This window comes from Myxacorys chilensis, from assembly GCF_059505265.1.
The window spans coordinates 1-21,137 of sequence record NZ_JCACKG010000230.1; the positions used below are offsets into that span (position 1 = coordinate 1).

General features: G+C 46.5%; 23 protein-coding genes. 13 read left to right on the top strand and 10 right to left on the bottom strand.

The features are described 5' to 3' along the window. Window positions 1-433: 433 nt before the first annotated feature. Window positions 434-1,411 (bottom strand): solanesyl diphosphate synthase, encoded by a 978-nt coding sequence (sds, locus tag AC5JLB_RS23255; RefSeq protein WP_495876206.1) that lies wholly within the window; start codon window positions 1,409-1,411, stop codon window positions 434-436. A 792-nt stretch (window positions 1,412-2,203) separates the two neighbouring features. Next, on the bottom strand, window positions 2,204-3,388 hold the full coding sequence (dxr, locus tag AC5JLB_RS23260) for a 1-deoxy-D-xylulose-5-phosphate reductoisomerase (RefSeq protein WP_495876207.1): 1,185 nt from the start codon (window positions 3,386-3,388) through the stop codon (window positions 2,204-2,206). Window positions 3,389-4,138: 750 nt separating this feature from the next. On the opposite strand from dxr, the gene AC5JLB_RS23265 reads away from it, so the two are divergent. The 6 genes from AC5JLB_RS23265 to AC5JLB_RS23290 all read left to right on the top strand — a co-directional run bounded on the left by AC5JLB_RS23265 (window position 4,139) and on the right by AC5JLB_RS23290 (window position 8,780). Next, a complete protein-coding gene (locus AC5JLB_RS23265; RefSeq protein ID WP_495876208.1) occupies window positions 4,139-4,351 on the top strand; it encodes a type II toxin-antitoxin system HicB family antitoxin in 213 nt (70 codons plus the stop codon). 281 nt (window positions 4,352-4,632) lie between these two features. Continuing rightward, complete coding sequence (locus AC5JLB_RS23270) at window positions 4,633-5,211, top strand: LapA family protein (protein WP_495876209.1); 579 nt, start codon at window positions 4,633-4,635, stop codon at window positions 5,209-5,211. A 374-nt stretch (window positions 5,212-5,585) separates the two neighbouring features. Then, entirely contained in the window at window positions 5,586-5,966 is a 381-nt protein-coding gene (locus tag AC5JLB_RS23275; RefSeq protein WP_495876210.1) for a hypothetical protein, read from the top strand. A 258-nt stretch (window positions 5,967-6,224) separates the two neighbouring features. Beyond that, window positions 6,225-7,211, top strand: a complete 987-nt coding sequence (locus tag AC5JLB_RS23280; RefSeq protein ID WP_495876211.1) for an ABC transporter ATP-binding protein — start codon at window positions 6,225-6,227, stop codon at window positions 7,209-7,211. Continuing rightward, window positions 7,208-7,996 (top strand): ABC transporter permease, encoded by a 789-nt coding sequence (locus AC5JLB_RS23285; protein ID WP_495876212.1) that lies wholly within the window; start codon window positions 7,208-7,210, stop codon window positions 7,994-7,996. Before AC5JLB_RS23280 ends, AC5JLB_RS23285 begins: the two co-directional genes overlap by 4 nt. A 1-nt stretch (window position 7,997) precedes the next feature. Beyond that, complete coding sequence (locus AC5JLB_RS23290; protein WP_495876213.1) at window positions 7,998-8,780, top strand: ABC transporter permease; 783 nt, start codon at window positions 7,998-8,000, stop codon at window positions 8,778-8,780. Window positions 8,781-8,823: 43 nt separating this feature from the next. Here AC5JLB_RS23290 and AC5JLB_RS23295 read toward each other — a convergent pair whose 3' ends face one another. Genes AC5JLB_RS23295 through AC5JLB_RS23305 form a run of 3 tightly spaced genes read right to left on the bottom strand, consistent with a single transcriptional unit; the run spans window position 8,824 to window position 9,795 of the window. Next, window positions 8,824-9,045, bottom strand: a complete 222-nt coding sequence (locus AC5JLB_RS23295; RefSeq protein WP_495876214.1) for a type II toxin-antitoxin system HicB family antitoxin — start codon at window positions 9,043-9,045, stop codon at window positions 8,824-8,826. After that, complete coding sequence (locus AC5JLB_RS23300) at window positions 9,042-9,554, bottom strand: PIN domain-containing protein (protein WP_495876215.1); 513 nt, start codon at window positions 9,552-9,554, stop codon at window positions 9,042-9,044. The genes AC5JLB_RS23295 and AC5JLB_RS23300 overlap by 4 nt, the downstream gene beginning before the upstream one ends. After that, on the bottom strand, window positions 9,547-9,795 hold the full coding sequence (locus tag AC5JLB_RS23305) for a UPF0175 family protein (RefSeq protein WP_495876216.1): 249 nt from the start codon (window positions 9,793-9,795) through the stop codon (window positions 9,547-9,549). The genes AC5JLB_RS23300 and AC5JLB_RS23305 overlap by 8 nt, the downstream gene beginning before the upstream one ends. A gap of 149 nt (window positions 9,796-9,944) precedes the next feature. Here AC5JLB_RS23305 and AC5JLB_RS23310 point away from each other — a divergent pair, with 149 nt between their 5' ends. Beyond that, window positions 9,945-10,652: a gamma-glutamyl-gamma-aminobutyrate hydrolase family protein gene (locus AC5JLB_RS23310; protein ID WP_495876217.1), complete on the top strand. Its 708-nt coding sequence runs from the start codon at window positions 9,945-9,947 to the stop codon at window positions 10,650-10,652. A 22-nt stretch (window positions 10,653-10,674) separates the two neighbouring features. On the opposite strand, the gene AC5JLB_RS23315 is transcribed toward AC5JLB_RS23310, so the two are convergent. From AC5JLB_RS23315 to AC5JLB_RS23330, 4 genes are all read right to left on the bottom strand, one after another. Beyond that, window positions 10,675-10,884, bottom strand: coding sequence for a type II toxin-antitoxin system HicA family toxin (locus AC5JLB_RS23315; protein ID WP_495876218.1), 210 nt, complete (start codon window positions 10,882-10,884; stop codon window positions 10,675-10,677). Beyond that, on the bottom strand, window positions 10,881-11,084 hold the full coding sequence (locus AC5JLB_RS23320; protein WP_495876219.1) for a type II toxin-antitoxin system HicB family antitoxin: 204 nt from the start codon (window positions 11,082-11,084) through the stop codon (window positions 10,881-10,883). Before AC5JLB_RS23320 ends, AC5JLB_RS23315 begins: the two co-directional genes overlap by 4 nt. 64 nt (window positions 11,085-11,148) lie before the next feature. Next, window positions 11,149-13,626 (bottom strand): tetratricopeptide repeat protein, encoded by a 2,478-nt coding sequence (locus AC5JLB_RS23325; RefSeq protein WP_495876220.1) that lies wholly within the window; start codon window positions 13,624-13,626, stop codon window positions 11,149-11,151. Window positions 13,627-13,714: 88 nt separating this feature from the next. Then, window positions 13,715-13,927, bottom strand: coding sequence for a helix-turn-helix domain-containing protein (locus AC5JLB_RS23330; RefSeq protein WP_495876221.1), 213 nt, complete (start codon window positions 13,925-13,927; stop codon window positions 13,715-13,717). Window positions 13,928-14,045: 118 nt separating this feature from the next. On the opposite strand from AC5JLB_RS23330, the gene AC5JLB_RS23335 reads away from it, so the two are divergent. From AC5JLB_RS23335 to AC5JLB_RS23355, 5 genes are all read left to right on the top strand, one after another. Next, window positions 14,046-14,285 carry a hypothetical protein gene (locus AC5JLB_RS23335; protein ID WP_495876222.1) on the top strand — a complete coding sequence of 80 codons (240 nt, stop codon included), beginning with the start codon at window positions 14,046-14,048 and terminating at the stop codon, window positions 14,283-14,285. Between the two features lie 188 nt (window positions 14,286-14,473). Next, on the top strand, window positions 14,474-15,529 hold the full coding sequence (locus AC5JLB_RS23340; RefSeq protein WP_495876223.1) for an ABC transporter ATP-binding protein: 1,056 nt from the start codon (window positions 14,474-14,476) through the stop codon (window positions 15,527-15,529). Further along, window positions 15,530-16,330: an ABC transporter permease gene (locus tag AC5JLB_RS23345; protein WP_495876224.1), complete on the top strand. Its 801-nt coding sequence runs from the start codon at window positions 15,530-15,532 to the stop codon at window positions 16,328-16,330. It abuts the gene before it with no gap. Window positions 16,331-16,386: 56 nt separating this feature from the next. Further along, a complete protein-coding gene (locus tag AC5JLB_RS23350) occupies window positions 16,387-18,051 on the top strand; it encodes a GldG family protein (RefSeq protein ID WP_495876225.1) in 1,665 nt (554 codons plus the stop codon). A gap of 74 nt (window positions 18,052-18,125) precedes the next feature. Continuing rightward, the gene (locus AC5JLB_RS23355; protein WP_495876226.1) at window positions 18,126-18,269 is read left to right on the top strand and encodes a high light inducible protein; all 144 of its coding nucleotides are present in this window, start codon (window positions 18,126-18,128) and stop codon (window positions 18,267-18,269) included. A 174-nt stretch (window positions 18,270-18,443) separates the two neighbouring features. Here the strand turns inward: AC5JLB_RS23355 and AC5JLB_RS23360 are convergent, their stop codons facing one another. Beyond that, window positions 18,444-18,956 carry a plastocyanin/azurin family copper-binding protein gene (locus AC5JLB_RS23360; protein ID WP_495876227.1) on the bottom strand — a complete coding sequence of 171 codons (513 nt, stop codon included), beginning with the start codon at window positions 18,954-18,956 and terminating at the stop codon, window positions 18,444-18,446. 283 nt (window positions 18,957-19,239) lie between these two features. Between AC5JLB_RS23360 and AC5JLB_RS23365 the strand changes: the two genes are divergently transcribed. Further along, entirely contained in the window at window positions 19,240-21,057 is a 1,818-nt protein-coding gene (locus AC5JLB_RS23365; RefSeq protein ID WP_495876228.1) for an aspartate kinase, read from the top strand. The last annotated feature ends 80 nt before the right edge of the window (window positions 21,058-21,137 follow it).

Here is a 21,137-nt window from a genome sequence, read left to right on the forward strand (position 1 = left end):
ACGAATTTGGATTACCCATTTAGCTATCGCTCCACACGTCTAGAACACGACCAAACAGCTAATGTTCGTTTTTGCGACTCAAAATTCCAATAACTGCACAAGATAAAATGTTCTGTTTATGATATTTAGTATGTAAAGTAATACGCCTTTATCTTTAAGTAATACGTTGCTAATACTTAGATAGATTACAGAATTTGAGAGCATTAAGACCAATCTAAGTAAAAGTTTAGAAGTAACAAAATAACGCAAAAACTGTCTCTAAAATGACAGTTTTCTTCGCTTATCCAAGGTTTCGTTCGTTTCTAGAAGAAGGAAATTCAGAGCCAACTAATAACTCATCGCTTCTAAAACCAAAAAATTAGGAGACAGATTTAGCATCCATCTCCTGCTAAAACATTGTAAGGTTCAAACCAGTTATGACATTCTGAATTAGCTAATACAATCGACTCAGCACATAATCAGTTAACTTGATCAAGGCTTGACGCGACTGGGATGGAGGCAGATCAGAAAGACAATCTGTTGCCAGTTTTGCGTGGTGCGCAGCAAGTTCTCGCGATCGCTCAATTCCATGACTATCGTGAACTAGCGCTAGTGCTTGATCCAAATCACCATCTTGAGCAAATTCTCGTTCGATCAACGCTTCCAAATACGGCTTTTCTTTTAAAGCGTATAATACCGGAGCCGTTAAATTGCCGCTTTTTAAATCCGATCCGGCGGGTTTACCTAATCCTTCTGTAGATGCCGTGAAATCTAAAATGTCATCAACGATCTGGAATGCTAAGCCTAGATGCCGACCGTAATTGTAAAGCTTTTGCGCTTGAGCATCTGAAACATCACTCAAAATGCCTGCAGCTTTGGAACTGTTAGCAATTAATGATGCTGTTTTGTAGTAACTTTTTTCAAGATAAGCGTCCATTGTAAGTTCGGTCGCAAATCGGTTTAACCCCTGCTGAATCTCACCTTCTGCCAAGTTCATAATGACTTCTGACAGCAGCTTGACGACTTCTAAATTATCTAGATTTGCAAGATACCAAGAAGATTGAGCAAACAAAAAATCGCCCGCCAAGACGGCAACTCGATTGCCAAAACTAGTATGCACCGTGGGGATGCCGCGCCGAATTTCCGACTCGTCTACTACATCATCATGTACCAGACTCGCGGTATGAATCATCTCAGTGATTTCTGCCAACCGCCGATGGCGGGGGGTGATGTCCTGATTGGGCATCGTCGCCCGTGCCACTAGTAGCACGATCGCAGGTCGGACTCGTTTTCCCTTTGCGCCAAAGAGATGCTCCGCAGCAGCGTAGAGCATTGCGTGACGAGCACCAATTAAATTTTTAAGGTTCTCCGTCAATTGAGAAAGATCTGCCTCGACTGGAGAAAATAAGGATGTTGCTGAAGTCATGGACATGCCGACTCAGGGGCGATAGTTAAGTTATTTTAAGGCTTATGACTTTATTCTAAGGTACTAGCCTGCTAGATCAAAGGAAATGCTGGAAATTAGTTTGGAAAGGCGTGAAAAATGAGCAATGCGGCTGTCTCAGCCAAGGCTAACGATTTCTCACAATGTTGAGGTGGTGCGAAGACTTTACAGGACTGATACTAAAATAGCCCTAAAGCGCAAAAGCTCAAGGGCATTAATAAAACTTGGTATATGACGCTTTGTTCTCTAGAGCAGAGGCTCACATCCCCACTCTAGAGCGAACCATAACCTCCATCTTCAGTAGTTCGTACCATGCGACTGAACGAGTTACGGATTCTTATCCTTCAAATCTTGACGCCAGCAATGCTCCAGCAGACGCCGTTCTGAGAGCCTCCAGCAGTGCTCTAATTGGCGAATTTTGTGACAGTGAGTAAATTCACGGGGATTAAGAATAAAAGGTTGATTGGCGTTAAACAAGGGTTGGTTTAAGTATGCCCAGAACGGAAATCTATCGAAGTTGTGGAATTGAGGGTTCATGCCATGTGTGTGAGTGAACTGCGAATCAAATAGGATTCTAACCGTAAGTCACCTATCCGGAGAATGATCTTTACAATCACTAATTCGCAAAGTATGGCACTGAATCAATTGCTTTTGAAAAAGGGAAGCTTAATTTTGTTAGCGTTTCATTGCTTCTCTAAGAAAAATTAAATCTCATTAATTCTCTTTTAAATAAGAAAATCAAAGCCTGAAAAATTGTCTTTAACTACGAACTATTTGTAACTACAAATTTACTAATGTTTTTGCCTTTTCACGCAGAGCGATCGCTTCTTGTCGCGCCCATTGATCTGCAACCAATATATCTTCTAGGGTTGGATCAAGCTTATTTTGAGATTGATAGTGATCGCAGACTTGTTCGATGAACTTCGGAATATCCAAGAAGCGAATTTTCTCTTCTAAAAACAGAGCAACGACTTGTTCATTTGCCGCGTTCAAAATAGCGGGCATACATCCGCCAGCGCGACCAGCCGCATAGGCAAGTTGCATACAGGGGTACTTCGCATGATCGGGTTCGCGGAAGGTTAGGTTGCCAGCTTTGACCAAATCTAAGCGCTCCCAATCGGTGTGAATCCGTTCTGGGTAGGACAAGGCATAGAGTAACGGAAGCCGCATGTCTGCCCAGCCAAGCTGCGCTAATACAGAGGTATCTTGCAACTCGATGAGCGAGTGAATGATGCTCTGTGGATGAATCACGATTTCAATATCGTCATACTCCATGCCGAACAGGTAGTGAGCCTCGATTACTTCTAATCCCTTGTTCATCAGGGTGGCAGAGTCGATGGTAATTTTGCGACCCATCGACCAATTTGGATGTTTCAAAGCATCGGCTACGGTCACATCTGCCAGTTTCTCAACCGGTAAATCTCGAAACGCACCGCCCGACGCTGTGAGGAGAATCTTACGCAATCCACCTTGAGGCACGCCTTGCAAGCACTGAAAAATTGCAGAATGCTCGGAATCGGCAGGCAATAACTTGACGCCGTGTTGCTGAATGAGCGGCAGAACAACTGGGCCTCCGGCAATTAAGGTTTCTTTGTTGGCGAGAGCAATATCTTTTTTAGCTTCGATCGCGGCGATCGTCGGCAACAATCCAGCACATCCGACGATTCCGGTAACCACGACTTCCGCATCGCCATATCGAGCAACCTCAACAATTCCTGCATCTCCGGCTAATACGATCGGCTGTGGATTCAGGTCTGCGATCGCGGCTCTCAGGTCTTGCTCTTTACTTTCGTCACAAATAGCAACAATTTGCGGACGAAATTGACGGATTTGTTGGGCAAACAGTTCAACGTTGCGTCCGGCTGCCATGCCAACAATCCGAAACTGCTCTGGGTACTGAGCCACAATATCCAGGGTTTGGGTTCCGATTGAGCCAGTTGAGCCAAGAAGAGAAATTGCTTTCACGGTTCGGTTGTGGTGACACGCCAACCGTATCTTACGAGGTAGAGGGGACAAGGGGATAGAGGGAGAGAAAGAGCGTTGCTTAGGCAGGACATCCTTCGTCGGTTAAGCAATTTTCGGAGAGGCGTGGATATACGGTTTTTTGGGTTCATGGACTGAGCTTTGCAAAACATTGAAGGAATTCGCAGAGTGAGGCGCGATCGCTTAGGCTAAAACCATTTCGCTAGGAGGCGCGAATCTCGCAGATTTTTTGTATTGTTTGGATGAAGATGTGTAGGTCTAATCAGTAGTTGTACTAGGAAAATTACAAAAGCTCGAACATTAAGAACAAAAGCTCAAACATTAAGAACAAAAGCTCGAACATTAAGAACAAAAGTTTGAGCATTAAGAACAAAAGTTTGAGCATTAAGAACAAAAGTTAGTCCATCGATAACATAAATGGGAACTTTAGTTCTTACCGAATAAACATAGGTTACTAAAGTACGTTGATCTGTTCTTAGTGCGGTTCCTTTGGAGTTGCGCCTTGGTGCTAATCGCTTTAAGAACAAAACCAGGTCGATCGAGAACTGAGCTTTCTACTGCGATCGTTAATCTGGAAGTCTGTATCGTCGCTAGGGGAAATAGAACTATCTTTGTTTCCTTCTGGCATTAGCGCTGCTGCGATCGAGGTGTGCTTAACTGGCTGCTGTAGGAGAGGCGATCCTTTAGCGCTTGGCAAGCAAATCGTAAACTAAGCTCAATTTGGAGGTCAAGATGAAGATTCGGTATGAACTCATCATTTACTGGAGCGACGCGGATCAAGCGTTTATCGTCGAGGTTCCAGAACTGCCGGGTTGCATGGCAGATGGCGAAACGTATCAAGCCGCCGTGCAAAATGCGGAAGTTGTGATTGGAGAATGGATTGAAACGGCACAAGCGTTAGGGCGACCTATCCCAGAACCAAAAGGTCGGTTATTGTCTGCGTGAGTAGAAACATTACCGCGATCGGGACTCTGCTTAATCCTCCATTGAACATAGATTTGCACAGTGGGGTGCGAGTAGTGCTTTACCCGTAAAAGGTCTCGGAACTTGGTCTAAAAGCTTTTCCGGCGGTGTCTCCATACCGTCTACCTAATTGCCTTGAACAGGATTTTAGATGGACAACCTCAGTTCTCTAGCGGAAGAAATGTTGAGGCTATCGAACGAGGCGATCGTAGATATGAGAGATGATAATAGGCTGGTATTTCAATTCATCACACTGCTCATTCATGCTCAAAGTCATCATCGATTACTTCTTAAATCAGTGGGACACAATCTCAAGCGCTCCATCCCTTCTTGCTGTTACTTTCATTATTGGATGTGCTTTTGGCTGGTTTGCTAGTTCCTGGGCTCAAAAGAATAAAGTCGAAACCATGGAAGAGAGGCTCAAGTTAAAGGATGAGCAACTCAAAGACAAAGATACTAAAATTCAATTTTTAGAAAACCAGCCAGTATCTAGTGATGACGTTAGTAGTTTACTCAAAGACAAAGATGCCAAAATTCGATCTTTAGAAAACCAGCTAACACTAAAGTGTTCGCAATTGACTGTTCAAGAAATGGAACTGCTTACTGATGCACAACAAGATGGAGGGATTCATGTTAAGCGGAGTCAGGCTGGATCATGGGTTCGAGTAGGTAACAAGGATTTTCTGAATTTAGAAGATAAGGCATATACAGCAAAGTACCTTGATGCGCTGGATTCATTGCTGGAGAAGAAATTAGTAAAACATGATCGAGGACAATGGTATCCTTTAACATCTACAGGTTTTGAAACTGCGCGCAAACAACGACAGCATAATAAAATGTAAGTCCCTGTACGCGGTCTAACACTTCATTGGAGCGACTGAAAAAGTCGCTGGTAATCTGGTTTAAAATTACTAGCAGCCGCTCAATTCAACCGTTAGACCTTTAGGCAATGTCGAGAGCTTTAATGCATTACACAACCCGGCAGTTTTAGAACTGTTAGAACCCCTTACCTGAAAACGTGCAACATACTGCTGACGACTGCTACAAGTTACTGAAAGCCGATCCGTCTCATCCCTCACTGAAGTGTCAACAGAACCTAGTATCTAAATTAACCACGCTTATAATTGAAGAGGATTTAGATAGCCCTCTTACGGTAGACGGCATTTCTAATTACAGAACTTACAACGGATAGAGTGATAGTAAGCAAACTGTGATTATGGCTGTTGAAGATCTCCGTAAAAGTAACATGATGGCGCATCTTCTAGAAGCGCTAGACGCAGGTGAAGACATTGGGCACTATGGGCGACTCGTGTTTGCGATGATTGCACGCCATTTTATGTCTGAAGAAGAAGTGATTGAGTATTTGCAGAAAGACACGGATTTTAGTGAAGGCGAAGCCAAGGCACTGTATCAGCAGGTGCAAGGCAAAGACTACAACCCGCCGAAGCGCGATCGCATTTTAGAGTGGCAAAGCAAACAAGACTTTCCGATCTGCCCCAATTCAGACGATCCTGATGCCTGTAATGTCTATCGGGAGTTAAACTTTCCTGAGCATGTCTATGAGCACATCAGCGAGTACTACGAACAGAAGACATAGAAAGTAGCGATCGCACATAGAGGCGGGAAAATTGAGGTGCGAGAATTCCTCTAGATAGATGTTGGAAAGCGATCGCTCCTTTATTTATAAGATTGGGAACGCGCATTTTCGGAGCAAGGGATCTTTCCTTTGCTCCGTTGAATTTTGAGAAGCGAGATGTTCGGCCTGTCGATCGCAAAGTAATCTTGTATCATGAATTAGTATCTATTGCATTTGCAATTTTACTCTTCAGCCATTCATCTTCCTGATACTTTTTGTATGTCTACCATTGTTGTCGAACATCTTAGCAAGGTTTACCCCGTTGCCGTTAAAGAAGCTGGACTGAAAGGAACACTAACTCACTTCTTTAAGCGCACCTACCGTCAGGTGAAAGCGGTGCAGGATGTTTCGTTTAAGATCGAACCTGGAGAAATCGTCGGATTTTTGGGAGCGAATGGAGCCGGAAAAACAACGACGCTAAAGATGCTAACGGGATTGATTCATCCCTCATCGGGTCGGGTAGAAGTGGCAGGACACATCCCCTTTCAGCGACGGTCAGCGTTTCTCAGTCAAGTTACGCTGGTGATGGGGCAAAAGCAACAGTTAATCTGGGATTTGCCTGCATTAGACTCGTTTAAGATCAATGCGGCAGTCTACGGCATCAGCGATCGCGCCCTTGAGCATCGGGTCGGCGAACTCTCTGAAATGCTGTCACTTGGCGGAAAACTCAATCAACCCGTTCGTAAGTTGTCCCTCGGTGAGCGCATGAAAGCCGAGTTACTAGCGGCCTTACTTCATGAACCGAACGTTTTATTTTTAGATGAGCCGACGTTAGGGTTAGACGTGAATGCACAAGTTGCTGTGCGGGAGTTTTTGCGAGAATACAATCAGCGCTACAGAGCAACAATTCTGTTGACGAGCCATTACATGGCAGATATCACCGCGCTCTGTGAGCGAGTGCTGATGATTCACCAAGGACAGTTGATTTATGACGGCAGCTTAGATGGCTTGGTAGACCGTTTCTCGCCCTGCCGGGAAGTAAAAGTAGAGTTTGCGCGTCCGTATTCAGCCCACGAATTGAGCGTTTATGGCGACATTCAAGACGTTGATAAACAATATGCGCGATTTTTGGTGCAGCAAGAAGGATTAACAGGCGCGATCGCTAAAATTCTAGCCGATTTACAAGTCATAGATTTGACAATCAGCGATCCGCCAATCGAAGAAGTGATCGGACGAGTCTTTCAAGCAGGAACGGTAGCGAGATGAAGCGGCTTTTTAGAATTATGCAAACCTTTGCGACGGTGTATTACGCCTATATGGTGGAATATCGTGCAGAACTCGTGCTGTGGGTGTTGTCGGGTTCGCTACCGATTATTCTCATGGGTGTATGGACACAAGCGGCTCAACGCGGAAATTTTGGACTGTCTCCGGTTGATTTTGCTCGTTACTTTATGGCGGTGTTTCTCGTCCGCCAAATTACAGTCGTTTGGGTAATTTGGGAGTTTGAGCGAGAAGTGTTGGAAGGTAAGTTGTCGTTCCGGTTGCTACAACCGATCGATCCGGTTTGGCATCATGTCTTCTCTCATGCTTCAGAACGGTTGGCACGGCTTCCTTTTGCTGTTCTATTAATTGTTCTATTTTTTATACTGTATCCTGCGGCTATTTTTGTTCCTAACATTCTCACCATTGCGTTGTTTTTATTAGCCGCAGGACTAGCATTTGCGCTAAATTTCTTGATTCAGTACACGTTAGCAATGGTTGCATTCTGGACTGAACGAGCAAGCTCACTGCAAGAGTTCTGGTTTCTGTTTTATTTATTTCTTTCTGGCGCAATCGCGCCGCTTGCCGTATTTCCAGAGAGTGTGAGAACAATCGCTCAACTCACCCCGTTTCCGTATCTGATCAATTTTCCAGCCAGCATCTTGGTCGGGTTGCCTGTAAATCTGATTCAAGGATTTCTGGTGATGTTGGCGTGGTGTGCCGGATTTTTTGCGCTCAATCGCTGGCTGTGGCGCAAAGGACTAAAACAGTATTCGGGCATGGGGGCGTGATATGGAGCGGTATTTCAGAATTCTGCGAATCTTTTGGTCTACTGCGATCGCAGCGGAGTTAGAGTATCGGATCAACTTTGCGATCGCGGCGTTCACGAGTTTGGGCGGACTGGTGGGCAGCTTGTTTGGCTTATTTTTGTTTTACCAAACTGGCTCTAGTTTTCCGGGGTGGCGATGGGAAGAAGCCCTAATCGTCGTCGGCATCTTCACGCTGCTAGAAGGATTTTCTAGTACCTTTTTGGCTCCGAACCTCAACCGAATTGTCCGTCATGTGCAAGAAGGAACGCTAGATTTTGTCTTGCTCAAACCGATTAGCTCTCAATTCTGGCTCTCGGCTCACACCGTGTCTCCGTGGGGGTTACCGGACATTTTTTTTGGGATAGCCACCATTCTTTATGGGGGCATTAAGCTGGAAATCGAGCCGTTTGCTTATTTTGTCAGCATCGTACCGCTAATCTTCGGATTGGCGATTCTGTATAGCTTGTGGTTCATGTTGGGCGCAACCAGCATTTGGTTTGTCAAAATTTATAATGTGACTGAAGTATTGCGCGGATTGTTAGAAGCAGGACGCTTTCCGATGGCGGCCTATCCCACTGCCTATCGAGTCTTTTTTACATTCGTAGTTCCGGTTGCCTTTCTGACTACAACTCCGGCAGAAACGTTGTTGGGTCGATCGGGAATTGCAGGAACGGTAGTTGCCGGATTACTTGCGATCGCGCTTCTATTCGTCGCTCATTGGTTTTGGCGATTTGCGCTTCGGTTCTACACCAGTGCTTCAAGCTAATTTTTCATTTTGGATTAATATTGAAATTAAGCTTTATCCTGCTCTAACTTAGTTGGTAAATTGCAGGGCGATATTTAGGTTCAGGAATTGGTTTACCTGATGCTTTCGCAGCTTCAATCCAGGCAGACTTTGCAATCTCAACTTCACGCACAGCTTCTTCTGCCGTTGCGCCCCAAGCAGAACAGAATTTCAGAGCTGGAATGTCTGCAATATAGCCCTCATCTTCTTCGCTGTAAAAAACGTTGATATGGTAGTTTTTCATCATTCTTCAGTGTTTTGCTCTTTACTCGCTTGCTCTAAGGCAAAGTTGATCACTGTTGGGCTTAAACGAATTCCTCTGTCTTGCATTCGTTGAATTGCTTCTTGCATTGAGAATTGATATTTCTGCTGATATGCCTTTAGCAAAATGCCAATTGACCCTGTGAGCAACAAACCGCTCAACTGTGCTATTCGCCTACCTGCGGCTTCATCAATGCAAACCGTTTGAATCGATTCGTTCAGTGCCAGTTGAATAACGGCAGCTTCCCCACGGTCAAGGGAGTTTGCGAGAAACGGAAGGATCTCTAGTGGGCTCCTTTGTTTAGTCAACCAAGTCGCCGCTTCAAATTCAGAAATAGCAAAGCCATCTGAACCTCCAACCTGAATTTCTTGACAAACCTCAAAGGGAACCAACACATCTTCGTAGAGTTGTTGCAACACTCGAAGATCGCCAAGCGCAACAGTGAGCGCAATAATTGGACCTGTATTGATCACAAGCCTAGATGGATTAGCCATTGGCGAGGTCGGATTGGAGTTCAGCTTCGCTTAGATCTATCATGGCGACGCCATAACGATGAAGATTCAGCAGAAATGTGACCCGATCGATTCCAATCAGTTCTGCTGCAATTCCTGAAGAAATGCGCTTCATTTCAAATAGTTTCACTGCCATTGCCCATTTCGCTTCTTGTTCAAACTGCTCTGGAGTTTGTTGAAGGGCAGCAGGTAAAAGTTCTGGATAGTTGATTCTGAGTTGCATTGTTGCGATCGCTGATTTCTCCTGCCTTCAGTCTACGTTTGCCCTCCAGTTTTACACCAGTGCTTCAAGCGAATTCGTAATTATTTTATGGCGATGCATGAAAACCTCCTTTAAGATAGAGGGCTAAACAGGTTAATCATCCTCGTTTAATGCCCAAGCCACCTTTGATTGGAATTACAACTCACAGTCGCAACAGCGCGGGTGAAGTCCTTTTGCCCGGAACTTACATTGATGCAATTCAAACCGCAGGCGGCAATGCGTTGCTGCTTCCTCCTAACCAACCTGATCCAGAAGCATTGCTAAACGTCTTAGATGGTTTGGTGTTTTCAGGCGGCGGCGATATTAATCCGATTCTGTACGGCGGTGAAAACCATCTCTCCATCTATGGCATTGATGAAGATCGAGATGCGTTTGAACTGACGCTGGCAAAGGCAGCTTTGATCAGGAAGATTCCCGTGTTGGGAATTTGTCGGGGAATGCAGGTTTTAGCGATCGCGGCAGGTGGAGAGTTAGTCGCGCATGTTCCAGACGTGTATGGAGATGCGATCGCGCACCGACTCGATCATCCGCGTCGCCCGATCAATCACGATCTTTCAATTCTGCCTAACACTCGCCTTGCCCATTTACTAGAAACAACTACGCTCAATATTGTTTCGTGGCATCATCAAGCGGTAAAAACGGTTCCGCAAGGATGGCAGATTTCAGCCCAAGCAGATGATGGATTGCTCGAAGCGATCGAGCATGTTCAGCATCCGTGGATGGTCGCTGTGCAGTGGCATCCTGAACTTTCGGGAGAAGATCCGGCACATCAGCGATTATTTCACAAGTTTGTGGAAGTGGCGGGAAAAGAGCAGTAGATGGGCGATCGTAGGGTCTGAACTATTTCAAGTCCGCCTCGGTTAGTCCGGCAACTTTCATAAGTGCTTTGAGTGTTCCGATTTTTAAGTCCTGATTGCGATGAACAGGAATTGCCAGAATCTGGTCGAATTCTGAATTTTCATAAATGTGGTGGCTGCCAGTAATCTTTTTGAGCAACCAACCTCTGCGCTCGATAATTCGACACAGTTGTTTACCAGAAATAGATTTCATACGGTGATTTCAACGACTTGATCCTGAAGTTCGTTGAAATGACGAGTGTTTGCGACTTCTAGCCATCCTTCGATCGCATCTTTGAGGTTAGTAATTAATTCCTCCATTGTGTCACCTTCTGTAATGCAACCTGGTAATGCAGGAACTTCTGCCCAATATCCACCCTCTTCGGCCGGATGAACGATCGCTTTTATTCTCATAAAGTCCTCTAACTTTGTGCGACTGAATTTTAACGAACTCTGTTGATTGGGCTTTCACGATCGCTTACCCATTTTGATGCTCGTTGATTAAGGCTTGAAAGCGATCGTCGTTGCGAATACAGGCGAAATCTGAATGCGTTTTTGCCTTTTCTAAACATTCTGAACTAAAATCAATCGATATTTTAAGATTTTCAATAGCTAACTCAGCATTACCTTGTAAAGCATAGAAAGAGGCTCTATTGAACCAAGCTACGTGATAGTCGGGTTTGTGTTTGAGGGCTTCATCGTAACTCGCGATCGCCTCGCCGTAGCGGTTTAGCTTTCTGAGTGCATTGCCGCGAACATTCCAGGAGTAGTAATAGTTCGGGTCATACTTAAGTGCTTGATCAAAACTCGTAACTGCATCCTCATAACGCCCTAAATTAGTGAGTGCAATGCCGTGAAAGTGCCAAGAATAGTAATAGTTCGGGTCATACTTAATGGCCTCATCAAAACTCGTAACTGCGTCTTCGCAACGTCCTAAACTAATAAATACCATGCCGCGAAAGTGCCAAGAATAGTAATAGTTTGGGTCATACTTAATAGCCTCGTCAAAACTTGTAACTGCATCCTCATAACGTCCTAAGTTAGCGAGTGCATTGCCGCGAAAGTGCCAAGAGTAGTAGCTATCCGATTCATACTTAATAGCTTTATCGAGACTCGTAACTGCGTCCTCGTAACGTCCTAAATTGACGAGTGCAATGCCGCGAAAGTGCCAAGAGTAGTAGCTATCCGATTCATACTTAATAGCTTTATCGAGACTCGTAACTGCGTCCTCGTAACGTCCTAAATTGACGAGTGCAATGCCGCGAAAGTGCCAAGAGTAGTAATGCTCCGGTTCGTATTTGATAGCCTCATCGAAACTTACAATTGCATCCTCATAGCGTTTCAAATGGATGAGTACCATGCCGCGAAGATACCAGGAATGGTGATCTTCCGGTTTGTGTTGAATAGCTCTATCGAAACTCGCGATCGCGTCCTCGTAGCGTTCTAAATCATTGAGTGCCGTGCCACGAAAGTACCAAGCATCAATGTTATCAGGTTCGTATTTAATGACTTCATCGAAACTCCTAATTGCATCCTCGTAAAGTTCTAAATCGTTGAGTACCATACCACAATCAAGAAATTCGGCGGCTAAGAGGTTCTGGGAATAATACCTTTCTCCAACCGTGACAAGCTTTTTCAAAACTAACGGAACAAATTGCTTGACATCAATGTGCTGATTCTTCGCCTCAATTTGTCCATCTCTAGGTTCCAAAATTTTCTCAGACTCGATTAAAAATTTTAGTGCTTGTCGAAGTTGCCACTGCTTCCATATCCACTTCACACCGCGCTGATGAATAAATAGTTCTGCTGTTGCTCCTACCATCGCAGGGGTTAACAGTAAATTTAGCGTCTGTAATACCTCTACGGCATCATAAGTATACTGCGCTGTTGGATAGCGTTTGAGCGCGGCTTTATAGCGAACTCGCCACGTTCGATCGAGCGTTTCAGAAAGCTCGTTTACACTCACCACTAACTCGCGATTCGTAGCCGTGCGTAAGTTCTCTACAATATTGCGAAACGTGCGATCGTTCCTGCTGGCAATCTGCGGAAACTCGTCAACTTTCGCTCTCAGATGTGCAGCTTCAACGCGATCGCTTAACAACTCCACGATCGCGGCATCTGAAGGTTCTACAAGTTCATAAGGCTCAAACCGATTCCAAAAATTAGGATATTGCTCAAACTGCAATTTCTCGAACTCGCTTAGCTCGTGTAGTCGATCGGGATGACGATCGCGCTCATTCCGTGCTGTTGCAATCACTCGCACCTGATTTCGGCATTCGCGCTCATAAAACTCCAGCGTTCTCAACAACCGCTCTTGCACCGACACCCGCAACGGCTGCGCCGGATCATCCGCATCTTTTGAAATCTCTCGCGGCTTGCCTCGATAAACCCAGCGATTAAGATCATCTAAGAAAAACAGCAGCTTTGCATTCGGGCTAATCTCAGGCGGAAACTGCCGAGGCTCATCAATCCATGCTCCAGCCTGATCCGCTAAGTTCAGGATTGTCCAGCCTTCGTCGTTCAACAACTTCGCGAGTTGTGCCGCTTCTCGCGTTTTTCCCAATCCTGTCCGCCCCAGAATTAAGACCCACGGTTTTGCTTCAAAAGCACGTTCTAGCTCTTGACGAATATTACGATTGGGCTGTCGCTGCAAGTAAGGAATGTTTGCGTCTGCCAAAGGATCGTCATCGTTGCTCCCTGACATAAGTTGTTTGAGAACGGTACTGGTATTCGGTGAGATGATTTCAAACGGAAAATCACCAGACGGAAGCTCTTGTTGGCGCTTCTGTTTTAGCTTCTGCTGCCGATGCTTCAGCCACAGCAGAAGAACTCCAATTACTCCGCCACCACCTATGAAAGGCACTAAGGCGGCAAGCAACGGCGTAAAGGATTTGAGAAACTCTGCTTGATCAGTAATCAGCTTGATGAAATCCTGTCCGGGCATTAGCTGAGGCATTGAGGGCTTGCCCCGATTTTAGTTTGTCTCAAAGCAAAACGTCGAGCGTGCTAAACCCTTGAAAGGCTGCAAACACAAAGGCTCACTGTTACTCTTCAATGATTTCGACTAACTCTTCGATCGACACTTCAAGCACTCGCATCAACCTGATCAACGCACTGATGTCTGCCATTGCCATTCCCGGAGAGCGTGCATAGGTCGTTACGGTTGTGTAAGGAACTCCCGACCGCTTAGCAACTTCCTTAAGCGTCCATCCTTTCCCATGTGCAAGTTCTCGAATTCGCAGTCTGACTAGACCCATTCTATGATTGACAAGAACGAGATCTCGTTCTTTAATGAAAGTGTCTTAAAAAGCGATCGCTCTCACGTCTGGAAAACCAAGAGCGATCACTTGTCCCACAGTGAAGGAGACGAACAATATGATATCAGCCCATCCGTCAACCGGAGCGCTGAATAGCTTCGATGCGCCAAATTACTGGAATCGGCTCCATCCGTGGTGCGTGATTCGATTACAACCACAAATGCAACGCATCGTAATTGCGAGATTTCGCAAACGAAGTGGGGCAGAAGAATATCTCAAAGTAGTCGGACGACTAATACCAACAGCAACACATCAGATTGTATTTGATCCAATGCCATCAGAATCGGAAACCGATTAGCGTAGAGAGTTGTAGAGCCATCCTACTATGTTCGTCTCTACAACTCCCCCATCAAAAACTTCCCGATCAAATCAGCCCAAACGAGAGCCACACAGGAGCAAAACGTTGCGGTTTGCGTCAATTCAGTAGCAGTTACTCCCAAAGTTTGTTACTCTACCGACTGCACGCCCTCATTCGTTCCTCATCTCATGATCGAAGTTGAGCATCTCAGCAAAATCTACGGTTCTACCCCTGCGATCGAGGATGTCACCTTCTCGGTTGCACCGGGCGAAATTCTCGGCTTTCTCGGCCCCAACGGAGCCGGAAAAACAACCACAATGCGAATTCTGTCAGGCTACTTGCCTGCTAGTCGTGGGACTGCAAAAGTCGCAGGATTTGAGGTACACGAACACTCAATGGAAGTGCGGCAACGAATCGGATATTTGCCAGAAACGCCACCGCTCTACCCTGAAATGACGGTAGAAGGGTTTCTCAATTTCGTAGCGCAAATTAAGGGCGTCAGTGCAGGCGATCGCGCGGATCGAATCAAAGCGGCACTCGAAAAATGTAACTTAGTCGAGAAACGCAAGACGCTCATTCGTAAGCTGTCTAAGGGCTTTCGGCAACGAGTCGGCATTGCTCAAGCGATCGTTCACGATCCACCAGTGATTATTCTCGATGAACCCACCGTCGGACTCGATCCCAGGCAAATCATCGACGTGCGGAATTTAATCAAGCAACTCGCCAACGATCACACCGTCATTCTCTCAACCCACATCTTGCCCGAAGTCAGCATGACGTGCGATCGCGTCGCCATTATTAATCGCGGTCGAGTCGTTGCTACCAACACGCCTGCATTATTGATGGAACAATTGATGGGCGGTTCAGGTTACGAATTGGATATTGCGGGCAATTCAATTGCCGTTCAACAATGCTTGGAGCGAGTTGAAGGCGTAAAACACGTTGAAGAGATGCAGATTGAGAACCTGCCCGAAAATCGAATCAAAGTCCGGGTCGTGTCCGAGTCAAACGCTGAACCCGGACATGCGATCGCGGCAGCACTCGTTCGCAATGGGTTAGGACTGTATGAAATGCGCCGCGTTCAAGCCAGCCTAGAAGATGTGTTTTTAGAACTCACAACCGAAGAAAAACCGCTAGAAGCCACGCCAGAAACCGCAGATACCACAGATAACGTTGACACCGAACCTCCATCGACCCAATCTGAAGTACTGCCCACCGAAACCCCATCAGAGGATGCAAGATAGATGAAAACCGTTTTAGCAAACATTTTGGCGATCTATCGACGGGAATTATTGAGCTACTTTGCATCACCGCTTGCCTATGCGATCGCGGCGATCTTCTGGCTAGTCTCTGGCTTTCTGTTTTGGGCAACGCTAGAAGGAATTGTGGGGCAAGCCGCGCTCTATGATGCTCAAGCAGGAGCAGGCGTGTCTGTTCCTCCGATCGATATTCCTTACGAGTTTATTCGAGCCGTGTTAGGCGTTTTAGGATCGTTATCCCTATTTGTGTTGCCCATTTTATCAATGGGACTATATGCAGAAGAGCGCAAGCGCGGCACATTAGAGTTATTAGCAACATCACCACTCACCAATTGGTCTGTTGCGATCGGAAAATTGCTTGGTGTTTTGACCTTTTTTATCACGATGTCGCTTCCGTTGTTAGTCTACGAAGCGATCGCACTTGCAAATGTTAATCCTCCCGTGCAGCCCAGCATTCTCTTACTCGGTCACGGCGGATTAATATTACTAGCAGCCGCCGTCTTATCATTGGGAATGTTTATCTCTTCCCTCACCGATAGCACTATCTTGGCCGCTATTTTTACATTTGCATTAGTATTAGCCCTGTGGGTTATCGATCTGATCGCAAAAAACTTTACAGGTGGATTAGCCGACGCGATCGGGCATCTGTCACTGCTCAAGCACTACACCAACCTCGTGCAAGGCGTTGTCGATACGGGAAGCTTGGTCTTATTTGCAAGTTACATCCTATTAGGCATTTTTCTCACCGCTCAATCAATCGACGCTCTACGATTCCAGCGATCCTAGTTTGAATTCTCCGCGTACAAACCGGATTTCGTCTGCCTCTATCCCATACTTTGACCATGAAAAAGTTCAAACCCCAGCTTCAATTTCTGAAATATCTGTTTTGGCTTGCTCCCACTCTGATCATTATGGGGATTGTGGCAGGTCTTGTCTCTGGCGTTTGGGGAACTGTTCCGCTAGGGTTACTGCTCGCTGGAGTTGTGCTCTTCTTACTGTGGCTGGTTTTTTTAGGACGCGGAGAAGAAACGCTGCAACCCAACTTTTGGAAACGCCGCTCAACTCAAGCGAGTACAGATGCGGTGGTGAATACGATCGCAGTATTAGTCATCTTAGGATTGATTAACTTTCTAGCCGTTCGTCACTCCGCTCGCGTTGACCTTACCGAAGGAGGACTATTCACCCTATCCCCCGAATCGAAGCAAGTCGTACAAGAATTAAATCAGGATGTCAAAGTTTGGGTATTCGACAACCAACAGAATCCTCAAGATCAGCAATTATTAGAGAATTACCAGCGACAGAATCAGAGATTCAAATTTGAATTTGTTGACCCTGAAGGTAATCCAGGTTTAGCGAAAGACTTTAACATCAAAAACAGTAATGATAGTCGTGATGTTTTTCTAGAACTACCCTCCAAACAGCGCAGACAATTCGTTCAAAATATCAGTTCTCAAACGCGACTCTCAGAAAATAGAATCACAAACGGAATTTTACAGATTAGCAACGACAGACAGGTTCCAGTCTATTTCCTACAAGGGCACGGCGAAAAATCCTTGCAAGCGGGAGAAGGCGCAATTTCAACGGCTGTGGAAGCTCTAGGAAATAAAAGCTTTATCACTCAGCCATTAAATTTGGCGCAAACTGGAAAAGTGCCAGCAGACGCAGGCGTTGTGCTGGTTGTTGGCCCCACTCGTCCTGTTCTAGACGCAGAAGTTCAAGCGCTGCAAGACTACCTTGACCAGGGCGGAAACATATTCGTTGCAGTCGATCCAACGATCAAAGCAGGACTGGACACTCTGCTAAATGGGTGGGGTGTGCAACTAGACGATCGCGTTGCCATTAATTCACCTGACCAAAAGGTGTTGGGTGTGGGTCCGGCAGGCTTAATCGTGACGCAGTATGGCACTCACCCGATTACAAAAGACTTCGGAAATGGCTACTCGTTTTATCCGCTTGCCCGTCCGTTAGACATTACTCCGATCGCGGGTGTGCAAAATACGCCGTTATTATTAACTGACCCGAAAAGCTGGGCAGAAAGCAATCTGAAAGAACAACCCTTAAAGCTTGATGGCGGCGATCGCCCAGGACCGCTAACCATTGGCGTTGCCCTCTCTCGAACGGTCAATCCGAGTCCGTCACCCAGTCCATCACCTTCAGTTAGTCCATCACCTTCCGCCTTGGAAAGTCCATCGCCCAGTCCTTCGCCTTCAATCAGCCCATCGCCTACACCATCTTCCAAAGAGTCGCGCTTAGTCGTATTGGGAAACTCTGGTTTCGTGACAGATAGCTATTTTGGACAGCAACTTAATGGCGACGTATTCCTAAATGCGGTCAATTGGCTCAGCCAGCAAGGTCAACAGCCACTATCTTTGCGTCCTAAAGATGTTAAAAACCGTCGGATTACGCTGAATACTGAGCAGGCGACTATCTTGGCAGTTTTAGCGATCGCGCTTGTCCCCCTATTTGGTTTTCTAACGGCTGGATTCTTCTGGTGGCAAAGACGATAGGTAGCGAGACTTGCCAAACAGACCGCGCTACTGTTAAATAATGTTAAGAAACCTATCTTTTAGGAGACTCAAACATGGATAAGCAAGAAGGAAAGGTTGGATTCACACCATTTGCTGAGACTTGGAACGGTCGTTTAGCCATGCTTGGAATAGCGATCGGATTTGCAACTGAGTTGATAACCGGCAAGGGAATCCTGGCACAACTAGGTTTGATGTAACGCTCAAGATCTATTTTCAATCGACGCTCAATACACGAGCAGTCTCTCAACGCATAAATTAAGCCCGAAGAGCTTTCAGACTCTCCGGGCTTAACTATTCAAATTTTTCAGTAAAATTCACGTTAAAGAAATGGCGTAGCAAGCTCTGGAGGAGTGCCTGTCCATTAGAAAGCTCTACTGAACCGTCAGTGCTGTCTTCATGCCTTTCTCAAAGTGCTTACCCACATTGCAAACGACAACGTAGCGACCTTTACTGAGCGGAACGCTGACCGATTTGCTGCCGCCGCTCTTCAACTCATCTTCCTCAATCTCGATGATTTCCTTCACGCTCTTAGCCTGCTCGTCGAATTTGCCGTCATTTTTGGTAGGTAGCTGATCGAGCGGTAAATCTGTTTTCAAAAGCACCATCTCGTGAGGAACTTTGCCCTGGTTTTTCACTACAAACTGCACAGGCCCTTGAGGAACCGTAGTCTTCGAGAGCTTAATCGCCATTTCGGTTTCAACCACTTCTACCGTTGTAGCGGCTGCATTTTGAGGAGCAGTACTCGCTTGGGGGGCAGCCGCATTTGGTTGGGAGGAGGGGGCATTGGCCTGCTTATTACCGCAAGCCGCAATGCTAGAAAGCAAGATGACCGAAGCAGCGATCCTTAGGAGTTTAGTGCAGCCAGTTGTTAACGTTCTATTCATGATCCCTTCCAGAGTTAAGCGTATCAATGTTGAATGATTGGTGTATCGAGGCTAACAATTCTATAGACCTCTAGAAGCAACAATTGCAGCTTTGTGACAAAAGTACAAGCCAACTAGTTTTAATCCATCTAGTTTTAATCCGTCTCAAATTAGGTTCCGCGACGCTGACTCATCGGTATGATGAAGAAAATCATGTGCTTCAGCCTCCCAAGCGCGATACAATCAGAACCCTACAACCACGCGGGCTTCGGAGGCTTGAGCCTTCGGTAGTGAGGAATTAGTCATGGCACTCATTGTTCAAAAGTACGGGGGAACCTCAGTTGGAACGGTCGAACGAATTCAGGCAGTCGCCCAACGGGTAAAGCAAACTGTTGAAGCCGGAAATTCAGTGGTAGTGGTGGTTTCTGCGATGGGCAAGACTACCGATGGCTTGGTCAAACTGGCACATGATATTTCTGCCAATCCCAATCGACGAGAAATGGATATGCTGCTCTCCACCGGAGAGCAAGTGACGATCGCGCTACTCAGCATGGCACTGCAAGAAGCTGGGCAGCCCGCCGTCTCGCTCACGGGCGCACAAGTCGGAATTATTACTGAAACCCATCACACTCGCGCTCGCATTCTCAACGTTGCCACTGACCGCATGAAGCGTCACTTGCAGAACGGTGAAGTTCTCGTGGTGGCTGGATTTCAAGGCATTAGCAATGCTCAAGATTTAGAAATTACAACGTTGGGTCGGGGTGGTTCTGATACATCGGCAGTCGCATTAGCAGCGGCGCTCAAAGCCGATTTTTGTGAGATTTACACCGATGTACCCGGCATTCTCACGGCAGATCCTCGCTTGGTCGAAGATGCTCGGCTAATGACCGAAATTACCTGCAATGAGATGTTAGAACTTGCCAGTCTCGGTGCAAAAGTGCTGCATCCCCGCGCTGTTGAAATTGCGCGAAATTATGGCGTTCCGCTCGTCGTGCGATCGAGTTGGACAACCGACCCCGGAACCTGGGTAACCTCGCCTGCGCCGCAAACGCGATCGCTCGAAGGGTTAGAAATTGCCCGTCCTGTTGATGCGGTGGAATTTGACACAGACCAAGCAAAAGTTGCCCTCCTCCGCGTTCCCGATCGGCCTGGTGTTGCCGCAAAATTGTTTGGTGAAATCGCCTCTCAGCGGTTGGATGTCGATTTGATTATCCAATCCATTCACGAAGGCAATAGCAATGACATTGCCTTTACCGTGATCAAAAACTCCCTCACTCGTGCAGAAGCGGTGTCTAGTGCGATTATTCCGGCTCTCATGGCGGGTCAGCCTCCCAGCAGCGAAGCTACGCCCGACGTGATGATCGAACAGAAAATTGCCAAAGTGACGATCGCAGGCGCAGGCATGATTGGGCGTCCAGGAGTGGCGGCCAAAATGTTCTCAACCCTTGCCGATGCAGGGATCAACATTCAAATGATCTCGACCTCGGAAGTTAAAGTGAGTTGTGTGATTGATCAGGTTGATTGCGATCGCGCGATCGCGGTTCTCTGCAATGCCTTCGACATTCATGAGTCAGGTTATCGCATTCCAGAGGCGACCCTGCCTGACGTCACTGAAACTCCGGTGCGGGGCGTGGCGCTCGATCTTAAACAAGCCCGGGTTGCCGTTCGCCATGTGCCCGATCAGCCTGGCATGGCGGCGAAAATTTTTCAACGGCTGGCTGATCACAACATCAGCGTCGATATGATTATCCAATCCCAGCGCTGTCGCGTGGTGAATGGCACAATGACGCGGGATATCGCCTTTACCGTGGCGCAAATGGACGGCGAAGCGGCACGGACGACGTTAGAAAGCGTGGCCGCTGAATTTAACTGTGGCGAAGTCGTAGTAGATAGCGCGATCGCGAAGGTCAGCATTGTTGGATCTAATATGGTCGGACAGCCAGGAGTGGCGGCTCGCATGTTTGATGCGCTGTTCAAAAAAGGCATCAACATTCAGATGATTGCAACTTCTGAAATTAAAGTGAGTTGTGTAGTGGCGGAAGATCAAGGCGTTGTGGCGCTGCAAACAATTCACGCGGCGTTTGAGTTGTCAGGCTCTCATAAGGTACAGGTATCGGCTTAGAGACCCTGCTATTAGTGGATGAAGGTTTTACCTACTCTCCGGTTGAGAGCCTGAGAAGATAGCCTGAATTAGTCGTGACT